This is a genomic window from Streptomyces sp. NPDC048659, from assembly GCF_040650575.1.
Taxonomy (GTDB): domain Bacteria; phylum Actinomycetota; class Actinomycetes; order Streptomycetales; family Streptomycetaceae; genus Streptomyces.
Genome location: NZ_JBEZHM010000055.1, coordinates 32,832 through 55,343 on the forward strand (window position 1 = coordinate 32,832; position 22,512 = coordinate 55,343).

Annotated in this window: 20 protein-coding genes; 6 read left to right on the forward strand and 14 right to left on the reverse strand. The window is 72.9% G+C overall.

Translation table 11 applies throughout. The annotated features are described in order from the left end of the window. Window positions 1-14: 14 nt before the first annotated feature. The 8 genes from adhE to AB0C99_RS31655 form a co-directional block, all read right to left on the reverse strand. Window positions 15-2,609 (reverse strand): bifunctional acetaldehyde-CoA/alcohol dehydrogenase, encoded by a 2,595-nt coding sequence (gene adhE, locus AB0C99_RS31620; RefSeq protein ID WP_362482471.1) that lies wholly within the window; start codon window positions 2,607-2,609, stop codon window positions 15-17. A gap of 240 nt (window positions 2,610-2,849) precedes the next feature. Then, window positions 2,850-3,740 (reverse strand): S1 family peptidase, encoded by an 891-nt coding sequence (locus AB0C99_RS31625; protein ID WP_362482474.1) that lies wholly within the window; start codon window positions 3,738-3,740, stop codon window positions 2,850-2,852. Between the two features lie 259 nt (window positions 3,741-3,999). Further along, entirely contained in the window at window positions 4,000-4,797 is a 798-nt protein-coding gene (locus AB0C99_RS31630; protein WP_362482477.1) for a DUF1684 domain-containing protein, read from the reverse strand. A gap of 24 nt (window positions 4,798-4,821) precedes the next feature. Beyond that, the gene (locus AB0C99_RS31635; RefSeq protein ID WP_362482480.1) at window positions 4,822-5,805 is read right to left on the reverse strand and encodes an ABC transporter substrate-binding protein; all 984 of its coding nucleotides are present in this window, start codon (window positions 5,803-5,805) and stop codon (window positions 4,822-4,824) included. 61 nt (window positions 5,806-5,866) lie between these two features. Beyond that, window positions 5,867-6,670, reverse strand: a complete 804-nt coding sequence (locus AB0C99_RS31640; protein WP_362482483.1) for an amino acid ABC transporter ATP-binding protein — start codon at window positions 6,668-6,670, stop codon at window positions 5,867-5,869. Beyond that, the gene (locus AB0C99_RS31645; protein ID WP_362482486.1) at window positions 6,667-7,569 is read right to left on the reverse strand and encodes an amino acid ABC transporter permease; all 903 of its coding nucleotides are present in this window, start codon (window positions 7,567-7,569) and stop codon (window positions 6,667-6,669) included. Before AB0C99_RS31645 ends, AB0C99_RS31640 begins: the two co-directional genes overlap by 4 nt. 68 nt (window positions 7,570-7,637) lie before the next feature. Then, window positions 7,638-9,524, reverse strand: a complete 1,887-nt coding sequence (locus AB0C99_RS31650) for an FAD/NAD(P)-binding protein (RefSeq protein ID WP_362482488.1) — start codon at window positions 9,522-9,524, stop codon at window positions 7,638-7,640. After that, window positions 9,521-10,372 (reverse strand): amino acid ABC transporter permease, encoded by an 852-nt coding sequence (locus AB0C99_RS31655; protein WP_362482490.1) that lies wholly within the window; start codon window positions 10,370-10,372, stop codon window positions 9,521-9,523. The genes AB0C99_RS31650 and AB0C99_RS31655 overlap by 4 nt, the downstream gene beginning before the upstream one ends. Before the next feature lie 414 nt (window positions 10,373-10,786). Between AB0C99_RS31655 and AB0C99_RS31660 the strand changes: the two genes are divergently transcribed. After that, complete coding sequence (locus AB0C99_RS31660; RefSeq protein ID WP_362482493.1) at window positions 10,787-11,266, forward strand: GNAT family N-acetyltransferase; 480 nt, start codon at window positions 10,787-10,789, stop codon at window positions 11,264-11,266. Further along, window positions 11,263-12,237, forward strand: coding sequence for an ABC transporter substrate-binding protein (locus AB0C99_RS31665; protein ID WP_362482495.1), 975 nt, complete (start codon window positions 11,263-11,265; stop codon window positions 12,235-12,237). Before AB0C99_RS31660 ends, AB0C99_RS31665 begins: the two co-directional genes overlap by 4 nt. Before the next feature lie 101 nt (window positions 12,238-12,338). Here the strand turns inward: AB0C99_RS31665 and AB0C99_RS31670 are convergent, their stop codons facing one another. After that, window positions 12,339-13,580 (reverse strand): DUF5685 family protein, encoded by a 1,242-nt coding sequence (locus tag AB0C99_RS31670; RefSeq protein ID WP_362482497.1) that lies wholly within the window; start codon window positions 13,578-13,580, stop codon window positions 12,339-12,341. 287 nt (window positions 13,581-13,867) lie between these two features. Between AB0C99_RS31670 and sepF the strand changes: the two genes are divergently transcribed. Beyond that, window positions 13,868-14,305 carry a cell division protein SepF gene (gene sepF / locus AB0C99_RS31675; RefSeq protein WP_362482500.1) on the forward strand — a complete coding sequence of 146 codons (438 nt, stop codon included), beginning with the start codon at window positions 13,868-13,870 and terminating at the stop codon, window positions 14,303-14,305. A 40-nt stretch (window positions 14,306-14,345) separates the two neighbouring features. Here sepF and AB0C99_RS31680 read toward each other — a convergent pair whose 3' ends face one another. Continuing rightward, window positions 14,346-16,034 (reverse strand): MFS transporter, encoded by a 1,689-nt coding sequence (locus tag AB0C99_RS31680; RefSeq protein ID WP_362482503.1) that lies wholly within the window; start codon window positions 16,032-16,034, stop codon window positions 14,346-14,348. Window positions 16,035-16,448: 414 nt separating this feature from the next. On the opposite strand from AB0C99_RS31680, the gene AB0C99_RS31685 reads away from it, so the two are divergent. Next, complete coding sequence (locus AB0C99_RS31685; protein ID WP_362482505.1) at window positions 16,449-17,453, forward strand: phosphatase PAP2 family protein; 1,005 nt, start codon at window positions 16,449-16,451, stop codon at window positions 17,451-17,453. A 78-nt stretch (window positions 17,454-17,531) separates the two neighbouring features. Here AB0C99_RS31685 and AB0C99_RS31690 read toward each other — a convergent pair whose 3' ends face one another. From AB0C99_RS31690 to AB0C99_RS31705, 4 genes are all read right to left on the reverse strand, one after another. Continuing rightward, window positions 17,532-17,723, reverse strand: coding sequence for an I78 family peptidase inhibitor (locus AB0C99_RS31690; protein WP_362482507.1), 192 nt, complete (start codon window positions 17,721-17,723; stop codon window positions 17,532-17,534). A gap of 215 nt (window positions 17,724-17,938) precedes the next feature. Next, on the reverse strand, window positions 17,939-18,925 hold the full coding sequence (locus AB0C99_RS31695) for a YafY family protein (RefSeq protein ID WP_362482510.1): 987 nt from the start codon (window positions 18,923-18,925) through the stop codon (window positions 17,939-17,941). Window positions 18,926-19,014: 89 nt separating this feature from the next. Further along, complete coding sequence (locus AB0C99_RS31700; protein ID WP_362482514.1) at window positions 19,015-20,292, reverse strand: glycosyltransferase; 1,278 nt, start codon at window positions 20,290-20,292, stop codon at window positions 19,015-19,017. Window positions 20,293-20,502: 210 nt separating this feature from the next. Beyond that, window positions 20,503-21,027 carry a transglycosylase family protein gene (locus AB0C99_RS31705; RefSeq protein ID WP_362482516.1) on the reverse strand — a complete coding sequence of 175 codons (525 nt, stop codon included), beginning with the start codon at window positions 21,025-21,027 and terminating at the stop codon, window positions 20,503-20,505. Window positions 21,028-21,222: 195 nt separating this feature from the next. On the opposite strand from AB0C99_RS31705, the gene AB0C99_RS31710 reads away from it, so the two are divergent. Together AB0C99_RS31710 and AB0C99_RS31715 are read left to right on the forward strand one after the other, a co-directional pair. Further along, window positions 21,223-22,005 (forward strand): hypothetical protein, encoded by a 783-nt coding sequence (locus AB0C99_RS31710; protein ID WP_362482519.1) that lies wholly within the window; start codon window positions 21,223-21,225, stop codon window positions 22,003-22,005. A 167-nt stretch (window positions 22,006-22,172) separates the two neighbouring features. After that, window positions 22,173-22,412 carry a hypothetical protein gene (locus AB0C99_RS31715; RefSeq protein WP_362482521.1) on the forward strand — a complete coding sequence of 80 codons (240 nt, stop codon included), beginning with the start codon at window positions 22,173-22,175 and terminating at the stop codon, window positions 22,410-22,412. Window positions 22,413-22,512 lie beyond the last annotated feature (100 nt).

Below are 22,512 nucleotides of genomic sequence, written 5' to 3' on the forward strand. Positions count from 1 at the left end.
TATGCCCCTGACGCTTACTTCCCGTAGTACGCCCGGGTCATCAGCGCCTTCATGTCGTCGATCATCGGCATCCGCGGGTTGGCGGGCGCGCACTGGTCGGCGTAGGCGTTCATCGCCTGCTGGGGCAGGGCCTCCAGGAAGGCCGCCTCGTCGACGCCCTCCTCCTGGAAGGAGGCCGGGATGCCGCACTTGGCGCGCAGCTCCTCGACCGCGCGGGCGTAGGACTCCACGCCCTCCTCCGGGGTCGCGGCCGGGAGACCGAGCATCTTGGCGATCTCCTGGAAGCGCTCCGGGGCCCGGTAGACCTCGGCCTTCGGCCACGGCACGGCCTTGTGGGTCACGGTGCCGTTGTGCCGGATCACGTGGGGCAGCAGCAGGGCGTTGGTGCGCCCGTGTGCCACGTGGAAGGTGTTGCCCAGGGTGTGGGCCATGGCGTGCACCAGACCGAGGAAGGCGTTGGCGAAGGCCATGCCGGCGATGGTCGACGCGTTGTGCATCTTCTCGCGGGCCTCGGGCGCCTTGCCGCCCTCCTTCACGCAGGTCTCCAGGTTCTCGAAGATCAGCTTGATGGCCTGGAGGCACTGGCCGTCGGTGAAGTCGTTGGCGTAGGCCGAGACGTACGCCTCGGTGGCGTGGGTCAGGGCGTCGAAGCCGGAGTCGGCGGTCACCGTGGCCGGGAGGTTCAGCGGCAGCATCGGGTCGACGATGGCCACGTCCGGGGTGAGCGCGTAGTCCGCGAGCGGGTACTTCTGCGCCGCCTCGGGGTCGGAGATGACCGCGAACGGGGTGACCTCGCTGCCGGTGCCCGAGGTGGTCGGGATGGCGACCAGCTTGGCCTTCTCGCCCAGCTTCGGGAAGCGGTAGGCGCGCTTGCGGATGTCGAAGAACTTCTCCTTCGTGTCCGCGAACTCGACCTCGGGGCGCTCGTACATCAGCCACATGATCTTCGCGGCGTCCATCGGCGAACCGCCGCCGAGGGCCACGATGGTGTCCGGGCCGAAGTCGCGCATGGCGGCGGCGCCGGCGCGGACGGTGGCGAGCTCCGGGTTGGGCTCGACGTTGTCGATGACCTGGATGGTCACCGGCTCGGTGCGCCCGTTGAGGATGTCGGTGACCTTCTGGACGAAGCCGATGGCGCCCATGGTCTTGTCGGTGACGATGGTGACCCGGCGCACGTCGTCCATCTCGCCGAGGTAGCGGATGGCGTTGCGCTCGAAGTAGATCTTCGGCGGGATCTTGTACCACTGCATGTTGGTGTTGCGCCGTCCGATCCGCTTGACGTTGATCAGGTTGACCGCGGTGACGTTGTTCGAGACGGAGTTGTGTCCGTACGAGCCGCAGCCGAGGGTGAGGGAGGGCAGGAAGGCGTTGTAGACGTCGCCGATGCCGCCGAAGGTGGAGGGGGCGTTGACGATCACGCGGATCGCCTTGACCCGCTTGCCGAACTCCTCGGCCAGCGCCTCGTCCTCGGTGTGGATGGCGGCGCTGTGGCCGAGGCCGTGGAACTCGACCATGCGGGCGGCCAGGTCCAGGCCGTGCTCGGTGGAGTCGGCCTTGAGGGCGGCCAGGATCGGGGAGAGCTTCTCGCGGGTGAGCGGCTCGTTCTCGCCGACCTCGGCGCACTCGGCCAGCAGGATCGAGGTGCCCTCGGGGACCTCGAAGCCGGCCTGCTCGGCGATCCACTGCGGCGACTTGCCGACGACCGCGGCGTTGAGCTTGGCCCCGCCGCAGTTGGTGGCGAAGGCGGTGGCGCCGAAGACGTACTCCTCCAGCTTGGTCTTCTCGGCGGCGGTGACCACGTAGGCGCCGAGCCGCTCGAACTCGGCGATGCCCTGCTCGTAGATCTCCGTGTCGAGGACGACCGCCTGCTCGGAGGCGCAGATCATGCCGTTGTCGAACGCCTTGGAGAGCACGATGTCGTGGATCGCGCGCTGCAGCTTGGCGTCCTTGGCGACGTAGGCGGGCACGTTGCCCGCGCCGACGCCGAGGGCGGGCTTGCCGCACGAGTACGCGGCCCGGACCATCGCGTTTCCGCCGGTGGCGAGGATGGTGGAGACGCCCTCGTGGTTCATCAGCTCGCCGGTGGCCGCCATCGACGGCTCCTCGATCCACTGCACGCAGTCGGCGGGCGCGCCGGCGGCGACGGCGGCGTCGCGCACGATCCGGGCGGCCTCGGCCGAGCACTTCTGCGCGGAGGGGTGGAAGGCGAAGACGATGGGGTTACGGGTCTTCAGCGCGATCAGCGCCTTGAAGATCGTGGTCGAGGTGGGGTTGGTGACCGGGGTCATCGCGCAGACGACGCCGACGGGCTCGGCGATCTCGGTGATGCCGTTCAGCTCGTCGCGGCGGATGACGCCGGCGGTCTTCAGCCCGGCCATCGAGTGGGTGACGTGCTCACAGGCGAAGAGGTTCTTGACGGCCTTGTCCTCGAACAGACCGCGGCCGGTCTCCTCGACGGCGAGCCGGGCGAGCTCACCGTGGGCGCTCAGGGCGGCGAGCGACGCCTTCTTCACGATGTGGTCGACCTGCTCCTGGTCGAGGGTCTCGAACGTGTCGAGGGCGGCGAGAGCCGCCTGGACGAGTCCGTCCACCATCTCCTTGGCCTCCATGGCAGGCACTCCTTCTGTGTCCCGTGGTTTTTCTTCACCTCCCATTCGACACCCGATGACCTGCGAAAAGATTCGATGAAAGACCTGAGCGACGGGGCCGGAAGTCCTTTTGTGAAAGGATTCACAAGATCTTGGAAAGGGGCACCCCGGCGCGTCCGCCGGGGCATCCGAGAAGGCCCGCGAGGCCCTGCAGAGCCAGAAGAGCCAGAAGAGCCGGAAAAGCCGGAAGAGCCGGAAGACCTAGAAGACGCTGACGCCGTACGCGCTCAGCGCCTCGGTCACCGGCTGGAAGAAGGTCGTCCCGCCGGAGGTGCAGTTGCCGCTGCCGCCCGAGGTGAGGCCGATGGCGCGGCTGCCCGAGTAGAGCGGGCCGCCGGAGTCGCCGGGCTCGGCGCAGACGTTGGTCTGGATCATGCCGTAGACGATGTCGCCGCCGCCGTAGTTCACGGTGGCGTTGAGCCCGGTCACGGTGCCGCTGTGGGTGCCGGTGGTGGAGCCGCGGCGGGTGACCGACATGCCGGTCGTGGCGTTGGCGGCGCTGGTGATGTCCACGCTGCCGACCGAGCCGGACTTGGTCACCGAGGCGTTGGTGTAGCGCACGATGCCGTAGTCGTTGACGGGGAAGCTGGACCCGCTCGTGGTGCCGAGGACGGTGGTCTTCGCGGAGTCGGCCCACCAGGTGCCGGCCCCGTCGGTGCAGTGCCCGGCGGTCAGGAAGTAGTAGTTGCCGGCGCTGTCCTTGACGTTGAAGCCGAGCGAGCAGCGCCAGCTGCTCGCGTAGATCGCGTCGCCGCCGGAGATCAGCTTGCTGAACTTCCCGGCGGTGCGCTCGACGCGCAGCGCGCCCGCGTTGCTCCCGGCCTGGCGCTTGATCCGGGCTATGTCGGCCGCCGAGACGGTGGAGTCGGCGGTGACCACCACCGTCTTCGTGGCCGGGTCGACACGCCAGGCGGTGCCCGCGACGTCGGCCGCGAGGACGGCGTCGCCCGCGGCGGTGAGCTGGGTGGCGCTGAAGGGGCCGGGCACGCCGGTGGGGGCGGCGGTCGCGGCGGGGACGGCGAACGCCGCGGCGGCGGCCAGGCCGGTCGCGACGGCGAGCATCCGGACGGTTCTCGTGGGGGTGGTGCGCATGGTCCTCACTTCTCGTTCCTCCCGAGGGGAATCGGGGGCCCGCAGTGGGGTGTCGGGCCCGTGAGGCGCGGCCCGGGGGCCGGCGCTGTGGGGGAGTCTCGGGGCGTGCTCCCGGCCGCGCAAGGGCACCTTTCGGCCGTACAGCCTTCAACTGCCGTACCGAGCAAGCGAGTTGGAGTAAAGACGCGACAGGCGAAAGGGCGGCCCCCGGAGCCGTGGCTCCGGGGGCCGCCCGCACCGTACGGGAAGGGGCTCCGGCTCAGCCCTCGACCAGGCGCCGCTCCCCCGCCGCGACCGCCGTGTCGAGCGTGTTCCCCGGCGGCGGGAAGGGGCAGATGAAGTGCGCCGCGAACGCGCACGGCGGCAGCAGCGCCCGGTTCAGGTCCACGGTCACCGAGCCGTCCGCCGCCGGGGCCGGCGGCCGCAGGAAGCGGAACCGGAAGCTGTCCCGCCCGCTGGTGGCGTCCGCGAAGACCGCCCAGAGCGTGCCGTCCGCCTCCACCGCGACCTGGAGGCTGTGCTCGGCCCCGTGCAGGTCGAAGACCAGTTCGCCGGCGAGGCCCAGCCCGCGCTCCTTGCCGTCCGCGTTCTCCACCCGGACGTGCCGCTCCTCGGCGTACGGGCGGAACACGCCCGGCCGCACCCACGCCTCGTCGTACGGGGTGGCCTCGATGCCCCGGAACGCCTGCCGGGCCTCCGAGTCCGGGTCGAAGTCCCGTACCGCCCACTCCCCTTCGCGGCGCAGCACGACGAGCCTGCGGCCCCCGGACGCGACCCGCGACTCGTGGATCGGGCCGTGGTCGGCGCCCAGCCGGACGGGGCCGGCGAGCGGCTTGCCGTCGACCGTCAGCCCGTCCTCGGCGGCGGCGGTGAGGACGACGTCGTCGCCCTCCGCGCGCCACTCACCGGGAACGGCCGGAATTCGACCCTCCGGGTAGTCCGAGAGCCAGTGCGTGCCTGTCAGCGAGAGCGGCCCGTAGGAGGAGGCGACCGCCGCCTCCCGCTGCTCGTGCCAGTGCTCCCAGTCCTGCCGGTCCTGCGATGTGTCCGTGCTCATGGTGGGAAACCTTTCCATACCGGGTCAGTTCTTGGTCCGGGGCAGGCCGGGCGGGTTGATCTCGGAGCCGGTCACGGCCTCGCTGCTCAGCCCCCAGCGCTTGAGGACCTGGCCGTAGGTGCCGTTCTCGATGATGTGGTTCAGCGCCTCGGCGTAGGCGCCGACGAGCCCGCTGTCCTTCTTGGTGGTGGCGGCGATCTTGCCTTGGAGGCCGGCGCCCGCGCCGGAGAACTTGCCGACGATCTCGGTCTGCCCGGCGGCGGCCACGTGGTAGGCGGCGCTCGGGTTGGGGCCGAGGTAGGCGTCGATGCGACCGGACTGGAGGGCCAGGTAGTAGTCGGAGACGTTCTGGAAGTACTTGATGTCGACCGGCTTGCGGCCCGCCCGCTCGTTCTCCTTGCTCCAGTCGACCAGGATCTTCTCCTGGTTGGTGCCGGAGCCGACCGCGACGGTCTTGCCCGCCACGTCGGCCGGGCCCTTCACCTTCCAGCCGGCGCCCTTCTTCGCCTCGAAGGCCAGGTCGTCGAGGCGGTAGGTGGCGAAGTCGTACTTGTCCTTGCGCTCCTCGGTCACGGTGACGTTGGAGAAGACGCCGTCGAACTTGCCGCTGTCCAGGCCGACGAAGAGGTTCTCCCAGGAGACGGCGGAGAACTCGGGCTTCACGCCGAGGGTGTCGGCGACCAGGGTGGCGATGTCGAGCTCGGCGCCGATGAGGGTTCTGTCGTCGGTGGCGTAGAAGCCGAGCGGCGGGGCGCTGCCGGTGGAGACGCCCAGCGAGAGCGTGCCGCGCTTGCGCACGGCCTCGGGCAGCTTGGCCGCGATGGCGTCCACCTTGGGCGTGTGGATGCGCTTCTGGTCCGGGCCCAGGTTGATCGAACTGCCCGTGCCCTTCTGGCCCTTGGGCGCGACCTGGTCGGTGGCGGCGTCGGTGGCGCCGCAGGCGGTGAGCGAGGCCAGGGCGGTGAGTGAGGCGAGGGCGACGGCGAGCGGACGGCGGCGTACGGACATGACGGGACTCCCGGTGTCGGTGTGACGAACGGTGGAACAGAGGGGGGGAAGGAACAGTGGGTCAGAGGACCTTGGAGAGGAAGGAGCGGGTGCGCTCGTGCCGGGGGTTCTCCAGCACCTCGGCCGGCGGGCCCTGCTCGACGATCCGGCCCTCGTCCATGAAGACGACCGTGTCGGCGACCTCGCGGGCGAAGCCGATCTCATGGGTGACGACGATCATGGTGGTGCCGGAGGAGGCCAGGTCCTTGATGACGTCGAGCACCTCGCCGACCAGCTCCGGGTCGAGCGCGGAGGTCGGCTCGTCGAAGAGCAGCAGACTCGGTTCGAGGGCGAGCGCGCGGGCGATGGCGACCCGCTGCTGCTGTCCGCCGGAGAGCTGCTTGGGGTAGGCCCTGGCCTTGTCGGCGAGCCCGACCCGTTCGAGCAGGGCGAGGGCCGCGGCCTCGGCGTCCTTGCGGGGGCGCTTGAGGGCGGAGACGGGCGCCTCGACGATGTTCTCCAGGACGGTGAGGTGCGGGAAGAGGTGGAAGTTCTGGAAGACGAAGCCGATCCGGGTGCGCTGCTTGAGGATCTCGCGCTCGCGCAGCTCGTAGAGCTTGTCGCCGGAGCGGCGGTAGCCGACCAGGGTGCCGTCGACGCTGATGGAGCCGCTGTCCACCTTCTCCAGGTGGTTGATGGTCCGCAGCAGGGTGGACTTGCCGGAGCCGGAGGGCCCGAGGATGACGGTGACCTCGCCGGGGCGCACGTCGAGGTCGATGCCGCGCAGTACCTCCAGGGAGCCGAAGCTCTTGCGTACGGACCGGATCCGGACCTTGGTGCCGGACCGCTCGTCGGTGACGGCGGCGGTGGCGGTGGCGGCGCTCATCGGGTGCTCCCCTTCGCGTAGTGACGTTCGACGTAGTGCTGGACGATGGAGAGCGCCGTGGTGAGCAGGATGTACCAGGCGGTGGCGACCATCAGGAGCGGGACGACCCGGCCGTTGCGCCCGTAGACGACCTGGACCTGGTAGAAGAGCTCGCCGATCGCCATGACGGAGACGATCGAGGTGCCCTTGAAGAGCGAGATGATCTCGTTGGCGGCGTTGGGCAGGATCGAGCGCATGGCCTGCGGGAGCACGATCCGGCGCAGTTGCCGCAGCCGGGGGATGCCGAGCGAGGCCGCGGCCTCCAGCTGGCCGCCGTCGACGGAGAGCACCCCGCCGCGGACGATCTCCGCCGCGTACGCCGCCTGGTGCAGCGCCAGGCCGAGGACGGCGGCGCTCATGGCGCCGACCAGGCCCATGGTGTCGAAGGAGAAGAAGCTCGGCCCGAAGGGGATGCCGAAGCTCAGCTCCTTGTAGAGGTAGGCCAGGTTGAACCAGAAGAGCAGCTGGACGATGAGCGGGATCGAGCGGAAGGCCCAGATGTAGCCGAAGGCGACGGCCTTGAGGAAGGGGCTCGCGGACAGGCGCATGAAGGCGAGCACGATGCCGAGGGCGAAGCCGAGGGCGGTGCCGTAGAAGGTCAGCTGGAGGGTGACCCAGACGGCCTTGAGGATGGCGTCGGCGGTGAAGAAGCGGGCGAAGACCTCCCACTCCCAGCCGGGGTTGGTGATCAAGCCGTTGAGGAACTGGGCGAGGACGACGGCGGTGACGACGACCGCGACCCAGCGCCAGGGGTGGCGTACGGGCACGACCTTGAGCGCGTCGGGACCGGCTTCGGCGGCGGCTTCGGCGCCGGTCTTTCTGGGGGGCGCGTCGACGGGAGGATCGCTGGTGAGAGACATGGCGGTACCTCGGTACGTGAGGAGGGCGGAGGCGGTACGGGAGGGGCGGCGCGGCACCCGGCGGGCGCTCAGCCCGCGGGCACCGGCTCGGACGCGGGCCGTGGTTCGGACTCGTGCGCCGGCGCGGGCTCGGCCGCGGAGCTCGGACAGGACAGGTCGCGCAGCAGGGCGAGCGCGGTCCGGGCGGTCCGGTCGTTCTGCGCGAAGGCGAAACCCCCGGTGCGCGGCCGGGTGAAGGCGCCGCCGGCCCGGGCGGTGGTGTGCGGGCCGAGCGCGAAGTGCCGCGGGTGCGGGCGCCCCTCGCGGTCCAGCACCCGGCCGTCGCCGGGGTCGACGGCGAGCAGTCCGGCCTCGGTGGCCTGGGCCCCGGCCTCGTACAGCGCGCGCAGCAGCGGGCTGCCGGTGAGTTCGAGGGTCGGGTCGGGCAGCCGGGCCTCGACCAGGGCGCGGGCCTCGGTCCACTCCCCCGGCAGGCTCGCGGAGGAGGCGCGGAAGACGCCGCGCTCCTCGTCGGTCTCGACGGTGACGTCCGCGCCGAGGAAGCGGACGAGTCCGGCCTCGGAGAGCGCGAGGAGCTGGCGCAGCCGGGGGCCGGGCGGGCCGGAGGCGAGGTAGCTGAAGAAGCCGTGCCACCAGTTGCCGGGGTCGCCGATGTCGCCGAGCCGCAGCAGCTGCCCGTAGACGGAGAGCACGGCGCCGAAGACGGCGAGGTCGGAGCTGTGCGCGGGGTCGTGGCGGCGGTCGAGGTCGGCGGTTATGTAGGCCCGCAGCCCGTCCTGGAGGCTCTGGTCGGAGCTGTGCCGGACGCCGGCGAGCGGGTGGTCGAGGCCGTCGAGGTCGAGCCGGTCGGCCGGGTCGGGCACGGCGGCGGCGACGAGCGCGTCGAGCTCGGGCGAGCGGGGCGGGGCGGCGGCGTACCGCTCCTCGAAGTCGGCCCAGGCGAGGGCGGTCCGCTCGGGGTGGGCGCTGAAGAGGCGGTGGTAGTGGGCCCAGCCGAGCTCCTTGTCGACGAGCGGCCAGACGTCCCGGCGGAAGTCGACGGCGCCGGGCCGGGCGAGCAGGGCGTCCACCTCGGCGGGGCCGAAGAAGCGGGGCAGCGGCGGGCGTTCGCCGTCGAGCTCGTAGCCGATCTTGGAGTGGTACGGGACGCCCCGCCGCGAGCCGACGTGCAGCACCGGCTCGCGCCCGGAGGGCCGGTAGACGAGCCGTCCGGGGCCGGTGCCGTCCCCGGCGGTCTCCTCGTAGCCGCCGCCGCGGCCCTCGGTGAGCAGCACCATGAGGTCGATGAAGGCGAGGCCGAAGCCGCGGACCAGGACGGGTTCGGCAGCGGGCAGCGCGGACAGGTCGGAGTCGGCGGTGAAGTCGGGCGGCAGGTGGACGAGGCCGTGCCGGGCGGCGAAGTCGCCGAGCTCCCGCTGCCGGGGGTCGGGGCGGGCTTCGAGGTGGCCGAGGGCGAGGACGACGAGGTCGGCGGTGAGCGGCACGGCGTGGCCGTCGAGCCAGACCCGCTGGCGGCCGTCGCGGGGGCCGGTGACGCGCAGGGCGGTGGTGGGGTGTTCGTGGACGGTGACGGTGGCGGGCAGTTCGGCGCGGGCCCGCTCGTAGACCCAGCGCAGGTAGGCGCCCTGCTGGGGGCGGCTGGGGAAGGTGCGGCCGTCGAGGCCGGCCCATTCGGCGAGGGTGGGTCCGGGGCGGACGGGGCCGTCGAGGGTGACGGTCTCGTCGGTGAACATGGTGACGTCCTCGGCCTGGGAGTTCATCCAGAGCAGCGGGGACTGGGAGGTGCGCCAGATCCGGCCGCCGCCGGGCGGGTGCGGGTCGACGAGGTGCAGGTCGAGGGGGCGGTCGCCGTACAGCTCGGGGAGGTTGGCGGCGAGCCGTTCGAGGAAGCCGGTGCCGCGGGGCCCGGCGCCGACGACGACGATCGCGGGGCGTTCGGTGGCGGGGCGGTTCATCGGGCACCCGCCGTCCCGCGGGCGTAGTGCCGCTCGACGTAGTGCTGGCCGACGCTGAGGACGGAGGTGACGAGCACGTACCAGAGGGTCGCGACGAGGAGCATCGGGACGACCTGGTAGGTGGCGTGGTAGACGAGCTGGACGGAGTAGAGCAGGTCCTGGACGGCGATGACGGAGACGATCGAGGTGCCCTTGAGGGTGCCGATCAGCATGTTCCCGGCGGGCGGCACGATGGCGCGCATGGCCTGCGGGAGCACGATCCGGGTGAGCCGGCGGACCCGCCCGAGGCCGAGCGACTGGGCGGCCTCGATCTGGCCCCGGTCGACGGAGAGGATGCCGCCGCGGACGACCTCGGCGGCGTAGGCGGCCTCGTGCAGGGTGAGGCCGATGACGGCGACGGAGACGGGGCCGAGGAGGTTGACGGTGCTGACGCCGAGGATCGTCGGGTAGAGCATCCCGAAGTTGAACCAGAACAGCAGCTGGACCAGGATCGGCGTGGACCGGAAGAACCACACGTATCCCCAACTGACCGTGCGGAGCACGGGGTTGGTGGAGAGCCGCAGCACGGCGAGCAGGGTGCCGAGGACGAAGCCGAGGGCCATCACGACGGCGGTGAGCCACAGCGTGAGGCCGAGCCCGCGCAGCACGGACGCGGAGGTGAAGTAGGCGGCGACCACGTCCCACTGGAAGGCGCGGTTGGTGGCGACGGAGATCAGGCCGAGCGCGACGAGGACGAGGACTGCGGCGGCGGCGGTCCACTGGCCGGTGCGGCGGGCGGGGACGATGCGCGGCGCGGGTTCTTCGTCGGGCGGGGCGGTGACGGGGGTCTTGGTGAGGATCGCGGACATGGCGAAGGCTCCGTGGATTCCAAGGACGGATCGAACACGGGAGTGCGCCTTCACGCGCGGTGAGCCGCGGATCCGAGCCCCTCAGCACGGTCCGCTCCTTCAACGTAGTCGGCGGGCACGGACCGCTGTCAAGTCCGTCCGCAGTGTGAGCTGTTCGTCTCATCCCGGTTGACGGGGAAACGGATGCCTGTTCCACTTGGGCCATGAATCCGCAGCAGTGGCTGGTCACGCGCTCCCACATCGACTTCGGTCGCGTGTGGTCCTCTTCCTGTTGAGCCGACCCCCTGCTCCGCCCCGCCCGCGTGCTGTTGTCCCGCGGCGCCTTCACCTCCGCACGACCGTGAGTGCCTGAGCTCGACTCCCCTCGTCCTGCCCCGCCCTTCGCCTTTTCCCTACTTGTTCCGTAGGAAATCCATGACCTTCGCGTTGTCCGTGCACCGGACCACGACCACCGACCCGCTGGCGCGCCCGCTCCTCGACGAGCTGGCGTACGAGTACGAGACCCGGTACGGCTCCTCGGAGGACCTGAGCCGCTATCCGGCGGAGGAGTTCGCCCCGCCGCGGGGCGCGTTCCTGCTGCTCCTGGAGCGGGGCCTGCCCGTCGCGGGCGGCGCCTACCGCCGCTACGACGAGCACACCGCCGAGCTGAAGCGGATCTGGACCCACTCGGCGCACCGCAGGCGCGGGCTCGCCCGCCGGGTCCTCACCGCCCTGGAAGACGAGGCCGCCGAGCGCGGCTACACCCGGATCTACCTGACCACCGGTCCGCGCCAGCCCGAGGCCAAGGGCCTCTACCTGGCCACCGGATACCGCCCCCTCTTCGACGTCGCCGCCGACCCCGAGTCCATCGGTCCGCTGCCGTTCGAGAAGTACCTGGAGAGCCCGAAGCCATGAAGATCCAGCGCACCGCGCGCACCCGGCGCACCACCGTCCTGCTCGCCCTGACCGCCGCGGCCGGGCTGGCCCTCACGGCCTGCGGCTCCGGGGAACCGGTGGCCGCCCCGGCCGGCGCGACCGGGAAGGGCGGCGCCCAGGCCGCGCTCCCGACGGAGGACGTGACGGCGGGGATCAGGAAGAACGAGGCGGCGGCGAAGCTACTGCCGGCCGACGTGAGACAGCGGGGCAAGCTGACCCTGGCCACCTCGGTGGGCACCCCGCCGAGCTCGGCCTACCTGCCGGACGGCAAGACCGTCGTCGGCCTGGACGCCGACTTCGCGCAGGCGGTGGGCAAGGCGCTCGGCCTGGAGGTGAAGACCGAGCTGGCGGGCTTCGAGGTGATCCTGCCGGCCCTGGGCAGCGGCAAGTACGACATCGGCATGGGCAACTTCGGCGTGACGGAGGAGCGGCGCAAGACGATCGACTTCGTCACGTACATCAACGACGGGCAGGGCTTCGCGGCCCGCGCCGACTCGAAGCTGTCCGACATCACCGACCTCACCCAGCTCTGCGGCCTCAAGGTGGCCACCGGCGCGGGCACCACCTTCGAGCGGACCCTGGAGAAGAACAAGGACCGCTGCGCGGCGGCCGGCAAGAAGCCGTACGAGGTGAACGTGTTCGCCGACACCACCGCCGCCTGGCTGGCGCTCCAGCAGGGCCGCAGCGAGGTGCTGATGAGCACGATCAACGGCATCCGGTACGCGGTGACCCAGCAGCCGGGCACGAAGTTCCTCAACGAGTACCGGCGCCTCGACGTCGGCTTCGCCTTCAAGAAGGGCTCGGAGCTCCCGCCCGCCTTCCAGGCCGCGGTGAACGGGCTGAAGGCGGACGGGACCTACGACCGGATCCTGAAGAAGTGGGGCGTGTCCGCCTCGGGCATCGCCGAGTCGCGGATCTCGCCGCCGGAGATCCCGGCGCCGACCAAGTGAGCCCGGCACCGACCGGGTGACCCCTGCGTCGGCCGCGTGACCCGCCGGCCGTCGGACCCCGCCGCACCGGGGCCCGACGGCCGGTGAGGGACCGTCAGCCGTCAGCCGTCGCAGGGACAGCAGCAGCAGTCGCAGCTGTCGCAGCCTCCGCAGTCGCAGTTGCAGTCGCACTTGTGGCAGCAGCCCTCGCGCCGCTTGCGGGACCAGGGGCCCTCGTACTTCTCGGCGCAGCACATCTGGCAGGTGCAGAACAGCCAGGTGAAGGCGGCGCACCCGGCGAGGAAGCCGCGCGGCTCGGGCTTGTGCGCCCCGCCGCCACCGCCGCCGCCACCGCCCAGCGGCGGCACCCCGCCCGGACCGCCGGGGCCCGCCGGGCCGCCCGGCTTGGCGAGCGGGTCGCCCATCCCGTACGGGCCGGGCTGGGCGTACGGGTTCCCGGGCACCGGCTGGTGCGGCTGCCCCGGCCCCGGCGCCCCGTGGGAGCAGCTGGTGGTGCCGAAGGCCCGGTCGACGGAGGTGCGCAGCTCGTGCGCGAGCAGCACGTGGGCGAGCCGCCCGTCGGCGAACTCGGCGTCCTTGAGCGCGAGCCGGATGCCGTGCAGCGCGTCGTCGGCGAGCCGCCGGGCCTCGGCGCGGGAGGTGCCGGTGGCGGTCAGCGGGTTCCAGGCCCCGGCGGCTGTGTCGGCGCTCTGGTCCTCGACCGCGTCCAGCAGGTGGGCGAGGCGCCCGAAGAGGCGTCCGGCCTCGGCGAGCGGCGCCGCGTTGTCCGGGCGCCCGGCGAGGACGGCGGTGTGCGCGAAGGCGGCGGCGGTCGCGGTCTCGGTCGGCTCGGTGACGGCGAGCAGCGGGGTGCCGGGCCCGGCGAGCGCCTCGATGCCGGCCTGCCGGTCGACGGCGTCGACCAGGACCGCGGTGTCGAAGCCGAGCTCCCGCCCGGTGCGGGCGCCCGCCCGGTCCCAGGAGCGGGCGACCCGGCGGGCCGCTGCGGCGACCGGGCGGCGGGCCAACAGGCCGTCCCGGTCGGCGACGTGGTCGCGGACCTTGGCGGAGGCGAGCACGAGCGAGACGGCGGCGGCGAGCCGCGCGCCCTCACCCCGGGCGACGGGCGCGGTGCGCATGGCCCGCAACGCGCAGGGCCCCGCGGTGCGGCGGCCGGCCGGGGTGGCGCCGGTCTGAGCCTCCGTCAGGACCGAGACGATCAGGCCGTCGTAGTTGGTGACCACCCGGGCGAGCTGCCCGTGGTCGGCGCGAAGTGCCAGGCAGAGGCCGCAGAGATGGGCCATCCACTCGGTCTTGAGCCCCTCGGTGAGGCGGTGCGAGCATGGTCTGACGATGCCGAACAAGACGTTCTCCCCCGTGGTTGCCGGGCGTCCCGGTTCACCCGTACGCCCCTGTCGTCACCCTTCCGGACCGACATTCGTATTTTAAGTTGCGCGCCCCGGGCCGAGCCCCTGTCAGCCCGGCGATACCGCAAGATTCCTGACGATTCGCCAGTTTTCGGACCTGACGTTCTGCACCAGTACCGTCACGAATCCCCTGCGCGCCGACTATCCACTTGGCGCGCGATCCGCATCATGGACGACGATAGGGATTGCGGAACCACAAGTGACCGCGCTGAAAGGAGGCGTCCATGGGATCGGTGCGCAAGGCGAGTGCCTGGCTGGGACTCGTCGAGGACAACGATGAGCGTTACTACGACGACGAGTACGCCGACGGTGCCGAGAGCACCGGCGACGCCTGGGTGACGGACCCGCGGGTGCGGGTGGCGACCGACACGGCGCAGGACCAGGGCCGTCGGATCGCCACCGTCTCGCCCGACGGGTTCCGGGACGCCCGGGGCATCGGCGAGCTCTTCCGGGACGGCGTCCCGGTGATCGTGAACCTGACCGCGATGGAGCCGAACGACGCCAAGCGCGTGGTCGACTTCGCCGCCGGTCTCGCCTTCGGCCTGCGCGGCTCGATCGAGCGGGTGGCCACCCGGGTCTTCCTGCTGACCCCGGCCGACACCCAGATCGTCAGCGGCGAGTCCGCCGGCCGCTCGCAGGGCGGCTTCTTCAACCAGAGCTGAACCCGGCCGCGGCTCGGTTCCCCCTCCGGCCCGGTCCGCGTCAGGACCGGGGCCGGGCCGAGCCGGCCGGTTCCGCGGGCTCCCGGCTGCCGGGCACCTTCGCGGTCCCCGCCACCGGCGCCGTCCGGTCCGCGCCGGCCACCGGCTCCACGGCCTCGGCGCCCTTGCGGCCGCCGGCCCGCTCCGCGTCCGCGGCGCACTCCATCACCCGGGGCAGCCGCAGCGCCATCAGCGCCCCGAGCAGCAGCAGCCCGGCGCTCACGAACAGGGTCACGTGCAGGCCGTTCACGAAGGCGTGCCGGGCCGCGTGGTGCAGGGTCTCCCCCGCCGGACCGCCCAGCCGCGCCGCCACCTGATACGCCTCGCCAAGCGAGTTCGCGGCGGCGTCCGTGGCCTCCGCCGGCACCTCGGGCAGCCCCTTCAGACCGGGCCCGTAGGCCGCGTTCATGACACTGCCGAGCAGCGCGATGCCCATGCCCGCGCCGAGCTGGTACGAGGTCTCGCCGATCGCCGCCGCCCCGCCCGCGCTGTCCGCGGGCGCCTCGCTGAGCATCGACTCGTACGCCGAGAAGAGCGTGGTCTGGAGTCCGAAGCCGAGCAGCACGAAGCCGACGGTGAGCAGCAGCGGCCGGTCGTGCTGCCCCATGAGGACCAGCAGCAGCACCGCCCCGGCGGTCAGCACGAAGCCCCAGCCGACCATCCGGCGCGGCCCGATCCTGCGCAGCGTGTACGAGCCGGTGGCGCCGGCGGCCATGGCGGCGAAGGTCAGCGGCAGCAGCCGCAGCCCGGTCTCCAGCGGGCTGAGCCCGAGGATCAGCTGGAGGTACTGGACGGCGATCAGCTCCAGGCCGACCAGGGCCAGCATCCCGAGCACGATGCAGCCGACCGAGGTGGTGAAGGCCGGGCGGGAGAAGAGCCGCATGTCGATCAGCGGGTGGGCGCGCCGCTTCTGCCGCCGCACGAAGAGGATCAGCAGCGCGGCGCCGATCAGCAGCGGGCCGAGGGTGGCGGGGGCGAGCGGCGGGTCGCCCGCGCCGAGCCGCTTGACGCCGAGGACGGAGCCGAGCACGCCGGCGGTGGCCATGAGCGCGCCGAGCACGTCCCAGGGGCCGTCGCCGCCGCCCTTGGACTCGGGCAGCAGCCAGCGCCCGAGCGGGAGGATCAGCGCCATCAGCGGGATGTTGATCAGGAAGACCGAGCCCCACCAGTAGTGCTCGACCAGGAAGCCGCCGAGCACCGGCCCGGTGGCGGCGCCGATGGCGGCGACCGCCGTCCAGACGCCGATCGCGGTGGCCCGCTCGCGCCGGTCGGGGAAGACCGCGCGGAGGATCGAGAGCGTGGCGGGCATGATCATCGCGCCGCCGACCCCGAGCAGCGCGCGGGCGGCGATCAGCACCTCGGGGGTGGTGGCGAGCGCGGCGACCGCCGAGGCGATGCCGAACAGCCCGTAGCCGAGGAGCAGCACCCGTCTGCGGCCGACCCGGTCGCCGAGGGTGCCGAAGAGGATCAGCATCGAGGCGCAGATCAGCGGGTAGGCGTCGACGATCCACAGCAGCGCGGTGGAGCTCGGGTTCAGGTCCTCGGTGAGCGAGGGGACGGCGACGTGCAGCACGGTCGAGTCGAGCGCGACGAGCAGCAGGCTCACACAGAGGACGACGAGGACGACCCAGCGGTTGGCGCCGCCGGCAGCGGTTCGGAGCCGCGCTCCGGCCGTGTTCGTCCGCGTCATGTACGTACCTCCCAGTGAAGCCCTCGCGCTCGGCGGGCACCTGCCGGGGCCGGACCCCGCGGCGGCCCGGCATCGACGGGCGAGTGAGCCGTCAGCGTACGCGAGTTCAAGGCCCGAGCGCGTGGCGCAGCTCTCACCACGGCGGGCCGCGCGGTGTGGCGTACGCCACTCGGCCCCCGCCGCGCGCCGTCCGGAATTCCGCGCGGAAGGACGCCCTGCCAATTGCCCCGGCATTCCCCGGGCCTTCAAACAGACTTCCGCAAACAGGCGCACGGCAATAGAGCAGAAGGTCATCGGATTTTCCGACGGGCGACGGGAACAAACGCGCGCCTGAGAGCAACTCCACATCACATCGTCATCACGAAGGGACCGGAACGACCAAGGTCGCTACTCACTCCCTGTAACGTCGATTGGGTGCGTACCGACATCTTTGCCCGGCTGGACCGGGAGCCGGAACCGCCGAAGATAGAGGTCCCGCGGATGACCCGCACGCGTCTCGCCCTCTTCGGCGGGACGCTGGCGTTCTATCTGGCCATCGTCGTCGCCGTGCTGCTCTCGACCTGGCTGGTGACCCTCGACTGGAAGATCATGCTCTTCCGGCCCTATCAGCAGTGGCCGGAGCTGCACGCCTTCCTCGACTACTACGTCGTCCTCGGCCAGCGCGGTCCCACCGCGGTGATGGTGGCGGCCTGGCTGGGCTGGCGCTCCTGGCGCCAGCACACGCTGCGCCCGCTGCTCTCCCTCGGCGCCGCGCTGCTCCTCCTCAACGTGACCGTCGGCGCGGTCAAGCTCGGACTCGGCCGCCTCGGCCCCCACTACGCGACGCAGGTCGGCTCCGCCGAGCTCTTCGCCGGCGGAGACATATTCCCGTCCGGGCACACCGCGAACGCGGTCGTGACCTGGGGCATCCTGGCCTATCTCGCGACCACGCCGAGGGCCCGGCGCTATCTGTCGGCCCTGTCGGCCGTGGTCGCCCTCGGGGTCGGCCTCACCACCGTCTACCTCGGCACCCACTGGCTCAGCGACGTGCTGCTCGGCTGGGCCGCGGGCCTGCTGATCCTGCTGGCGCTGCCCTGGTGCGAGCCGGTGATCGCGGTGGTCGAGGCGTGGATCCTGAGCCTGCGGGACCGGCTGCGCGAGCAGCTGCGGGCCCGCCGGCGGCTGGTCCCCTCGCTGCCCGTCGCGGCCGGCGGACCGGTGTCCGGGCTCTTCCCGCAGCGCCCCACGGGCGACGGGGAGCCGGTCCGGGAGAAGATCGGCGCCGGTTCCGGGCGGGCGGCCACGGGCCGCGCGGCCGGACTGCCGAACCCGCCGCTCGCCCCCGCCCGACCGCATCACGCGGTGCGCTCGGAGCGCGCCCCGGCCGGTCCGGGCGGCGGTCGCCGCCCGGCGCACTCACGGCCGGTGACCGGCGGCTGAGCCGCCCCCGCACCGATGACGGAGGGCCCCCGCCGATCCCCGGCGGGGGCCCTCCGTCATGGCGGCGCCGCACGCGCGTCAGCCGAGCCAGACGCGGGTGACGACCTCGTGCTCGACCTCGAAGTTGATGCGCCCGGCCAGGTACTCCATGGTCACGATCGAGCCCGGCGGCAGTTGCCGGACGACGCGCCAGCCTCTGTTCCGGGCGATCCGCTCGGCCGTGTCGGCGGCGAGCCCCACATACGTTTCGGGTGCGTGTTCGGGTGTCATACAGCTCACGTTAGTCCCTTGCCGGTCACGCTTGTGTCACAGGTTCTCGACATATGTTTGACAGGGACCCGATCGTTCGCACGGACGGTTTCCGGCCGCTCATCCGCTCTTTATCGGCCCTTCTCCGGAATTCCCCCGCGACCCCCTCCGCCGGGAATTCCCGGGCATCCGCCCACATGGGCGGCTTTCACCATTCCCGCGCATCGCGCACACACTCACACCTCGTCCGCCGGAGCCGCTCCCGGCCGGTCGAGGGCCCGGGACAGCCGGTCCCTGAGCACCCGGACCCGCTCGGCCAGCTCCGGCGGGTCCAGCACCTCGAACTCCAGGCCGATCATCGAGACGTGCACGACCATCACGTCCAGGCTGTGGGCGCCGGTGCGCAGCAGGCAGGCGTCGTCCCCGTCGGGGGTCAGCACCCCGTCGGCCGGGCCGACCACCGCCGCCGCCTCGGCGAGCGGGGCATGCAGCCGGACCGTCGCCTCCGTCGGGTACACCGCCGTGGACACGCCCTTCGAGACATAGGCGGCCAGGTCCTCGGCGGGCGGCTCGCGGGGCGGGAAGCGGGGGCCGTGCGGCGGCTTCGGCTCGATCCGGTCGGCCCGGAAGGTGCGCCAGTCGCCCCGGTCGACGTCCCAGGCCACCAGGTACCAGCGGCGCTCGCTGCACACCAGCCGGTGCGGCTCGACGGTCCTGCGGGTGGTGGCGCCGCCGTGGTCGCGGTAGGCGAAGCGCAGCAGCTCGGCGTCCCGGCAGGCGTGCGCGAGCTCGGTGAGCACGGCCGGGTCGATCCGCTCGCGCGGGGTGCGCATCATCGGGACGGTGTACGCGGTCAGGGCGCTCACCCGGCGCCGCAGCCGGCCCGGCAGGACCTGCTCCAGCTTGGCGAGCGCCCGCACCGAGCTCTCGCCGATGCCCTCGACCCCCTGGCCCGCGGCGGCCCGCAGCCCGACGGCGACCGCGACCGCCTCCTCGTCGTCGAGGAGCAGCGGCGGCAGCTCGGCGCCCGGCCCGAGCTGGTAGCCGCCGCCGGTGCCGGGCGTGGCGTGCACCGGGTAGCCGAGCTCGCGCAGCCGGTCGACGTCCCGGCGCACGGTCCGGGAGGTCACGCCGAGCCGCTCGGCGAGGTCGGCCCCGGACCATTCCCGGTGGGCCTGGAGCAACGAGAGCAGACGCAGCAGCCGCGCGGAGGTCTCCAACATGCGGCCGAGTCTGCCAGCCCTCGCGGACAGCCACGGTCCGCGATCCGAGGCGGGCCGGTGCGCGTACGGGGCCGGGCGGGCCGGCCGCGTCAGCGCAGGCGGCGGACCAGCCGGCCCGCGCGGGCCTTCGCCCCGTAGGCCGCGTCCAGGACCGCGCCGACCGCGCGGTGCGCGACCGCCCTGGCCCGCCCGTGGGCACGGGGGCGGGCGGCGGGCGCGGCGGCGAGCGCGGTCCAGATCGACTCGTGGCGGGCGGCGATCCGGGCCGGGTCGTAGCGGTCGGCGGCGGCCAGCGCCGCCTTCGCCGCGCGGGCCCGGCCCTCGTCGTCGTTGATGAGCGCCAGCAGGGCGGCGGCGACCGCCGCGGTGTCGTCGACGGGGACCAGCCGCCCGTCGACGCCGTCCTCGATGATCTCGCCGGGTCCGTGCGGGCAGTCGGTGGAGACGACCGGCAGGCCGCAGCGCATGGCCTCGACGATGGTCATGCCGAAGGACTCGCGCCGCGAGGTGACCGCGGCGAGCGAGCCCTTGGCCCACTCCGGCTCCATCGGGTGCGCGGTGCCCATGAGGAAGACGTGGCCGCCGAGGGAGCGGCGCTCGATCTGCCGGGCCAGGGTCCTGCGCAGGTTGTCGGAGGCGTCGCCGGTGCCGTAGATGCGCAGCTTCCAGTCGGGGCGGGCGGCGGCCACGTCGGCGAAGGCGTCGATCAGCAGGTCGTACCGCTTGACCGGGGTGAGCCGGCCGGCCGCGACGACGACCTTGGCGGCGGGGTCGGCGGGCGGCACGGCCGGTACGGGCACGCTGTTCGGGACGGCGTCGACGCGGACGCCGGGCAGGGCGAGCGCCCGGTAGGCGCGGGCGTCGGCCTCGGTGACGGTGGTGACGGCGTCCAGCAGCGCGTACTCGTGCGCGATGTCGCGGCGCAGCCGGTAGTTGTGCCCGTCGAGGATCAGGTGCTCCTGTCCCACGAGCACCGGCCCGCGCGGGGCCTGCCGGACGAGCTGCACGTTGAGGCCCGGCCGGGTGGCGACCAGCACGTCGGCCTCGACCGAGGCCAGGTGCGCGCCGATCCTCGCGTCGGTGAGCGCGCTGTACTGCTTCCAGCGCCCGTCTCCGCGCGGGAACACCCGGGCGGGGCGCCGGAAGTCGGGGTGCTCCCCGTCGTATCCCGGGCTCTTCTTCCGCAGGTCGACGAGGTGACGCAGCGTCACTCCCGCGGGGAGGCCCAGGATCGGCTCGTCGCGGTGCCGGAACACCGAGACGATCTCCACCTCGTGACGGGCCGCCAGCTCGGCGGCGAGCGTGAACGTCGCCCGGATCGTGCCGCCGATGTGGTAGCCGTTGTGGAGCAGGAAAGAGATGCGCATGAAGCTGCCGGTTCCCCCCGGTCAAGTGCGTGGTCGGGGCGACTGTACTGCGCCCCGCGCGGGGCGGCCCACCGCCGGAGGGGTGGGCGGTGAGCCGCGTTTCGGAAGCCGTGGCGGGAACCGGGACCCGTACCTCCAGAGTGTGCCGATCCGGCACACAGCGCAAGAAAGCCGACAGGCCGGGCAGCGGCCCCGGCCCGGGATCCGGCGCTACGGCAGCCGCAGCAGCGTGCCCGTCATCAGCCGGTCCGGGTCGTCCCCGACCACCGCCCGGTTCGCCGCGTACAGCGCCTCCCAGCCGCCCTTCACGGCGAACCGGCGGGCGACCGAGCTGAGGGTGTCGCCGGGCTGCACGACGTGCGCCCGCCCGCTCAGCCCGTACCGCTTCGAGCAGGCCGGCCAGGCGCCCCAGCCCTGGACGCGCAGGACGTCCTCGGCGACGGAGATCTGCTGCGCGCGGCTCGCGAGGTCGGCGCGCCGGGCGTAGCGGGTGCCGCCGAACTCGCGCCAGGTCGGCGGCCAGAACTGGAGCCCGCCGTAGAAGCCGTTGCCGGTGTTCGCCGCCCAGCGTCCGCCGCTCTCGCACTCGGCGACGCACCCCCACGGCCACTGGTCCTGCACGCACGCCTCGACCGGCGAGGGCGCCGCCGCCGCGGCGGTGTCGGCGGCCGTCCCCGGGGCGAGGAGCGCGGCGGCCAGGACGGCGCCGGCCGTCGCATATCGGATCTTCGGCATCGGCGCAGGCTAGGCAGGTGCCGCCGGGGCCCGGCCGGTGCCGCGCGGAACACCGTTCACATGCCACCCGGTCGGCGTCACACAAGTTGGCGGTCGCCCGCGCGTGACCCCGGCCGAGCCTTGCCCGTTGAACTCGGCATGAGACGCCCGGGAACCGCCCGGCCGTCGCCCGCACCGAGTTCCAGGGAGCCCCCCGTGCCGCGACTGCTCGACGTCAGCGAGGACGTACGCGCCGAGATCGGCGACGAAGAAGCCGACCGGCTGCTCGCCGGCGACAACGCCCCGGGCAGCTACGACTGCACCTCCTGCCGTACGCCGGGCGATTCCGAGCAGGAGCGCACCAGCACCGTGCTGTTCGTCGGCGACGAGACCGCCGTCCTCGCCTTCGCCCACGCCAGCTGCATCCCGTCCCAGGTCGTCCGGGTCGAGGAGGCGCAGCTCCAGGGCGCGGTGGCGTCCATCGCGGCGGCCGACGCCGCCGACTCGCTGGCCGTGGCCCACCCGGAGCAGGCGGTGCTCGGTGTCACCAGCGGCCTGGTGCTGATCGAGGGCGAGCTGCACCCGGCGCTGGTGGTGGAGCCGACCGCCCCGGTGGCCCGGCCCGGCTCGGAGGGGCTGGTGGACGAGTTCCTGCCGCTCCTCGCGGAGCAGGGCTTCCAGCCGGTGTCCGACATGAACGTGAAGCCGGCCCCGCTGCCGGGCTGGTCGGTGCTGGTGGCCATGGGGCAGCTGCACTCGGTGCTCCAGCCGGGCACCGGCGGCACCGGCCAGGCCGCCTGGTGGCAGGCGCACCAGCCGCTCCAGGTCACCGAGGGCTGGCGGGCCGCCGCCAACAAGTCGCACACGGTGCTGGTGTTCGCCGCCCCGGTGGGCTCGATCGGGCAGCAGCCGCGGGAGGACCTGCTCCGGGACGCCCTGGAGAAGGCCGCGGCGAACGGGCGTCTGGTGGCCGCCGCCATGCCGCTGGCGGGCACGTGAGGGAGGACCGGCCGGGCATAGGGCCGGCGCGCGTGCCGACCGTGCCGCGGCCGAGGCGGGCCCCTCTTTCCGAGGGGCGCCCGCATCTCACGGACGGCGGGGTCGTTGGCACCTACGTGCACCCATACGACCCTTTCCGCCAGCAGTATCCGAGTCCGATCCCGTCCATGCGCCCGGCGCAGGACGTGTCGGCGGGCCAGTCGGCGACGCCGATCTACGACGCCCTGTACTCCGAGTACCGCCGTACGTTCCGCACGCTGCCGGGCGACCGCAGCGGCGAGGAGGAGCTGGCCTTCCGCTCCTTCGGTGCGGGCGGGTACGGGCAGGCGTACGGGCAGAGCCACGGGCACCGGCACGCGGGCTGGTCGGCGTACGCGCTGCCACCGGGGCCCCGGGCCGGCATGTGAGGCACGGGAATCGGCGGAGGGCCGGGGCGTGCGACCACCGCGGCTACTGACCGCCCTGCGCCCGCGAGCGCAACCGTTCCGGCCCGCCGCCCCCGGGCCG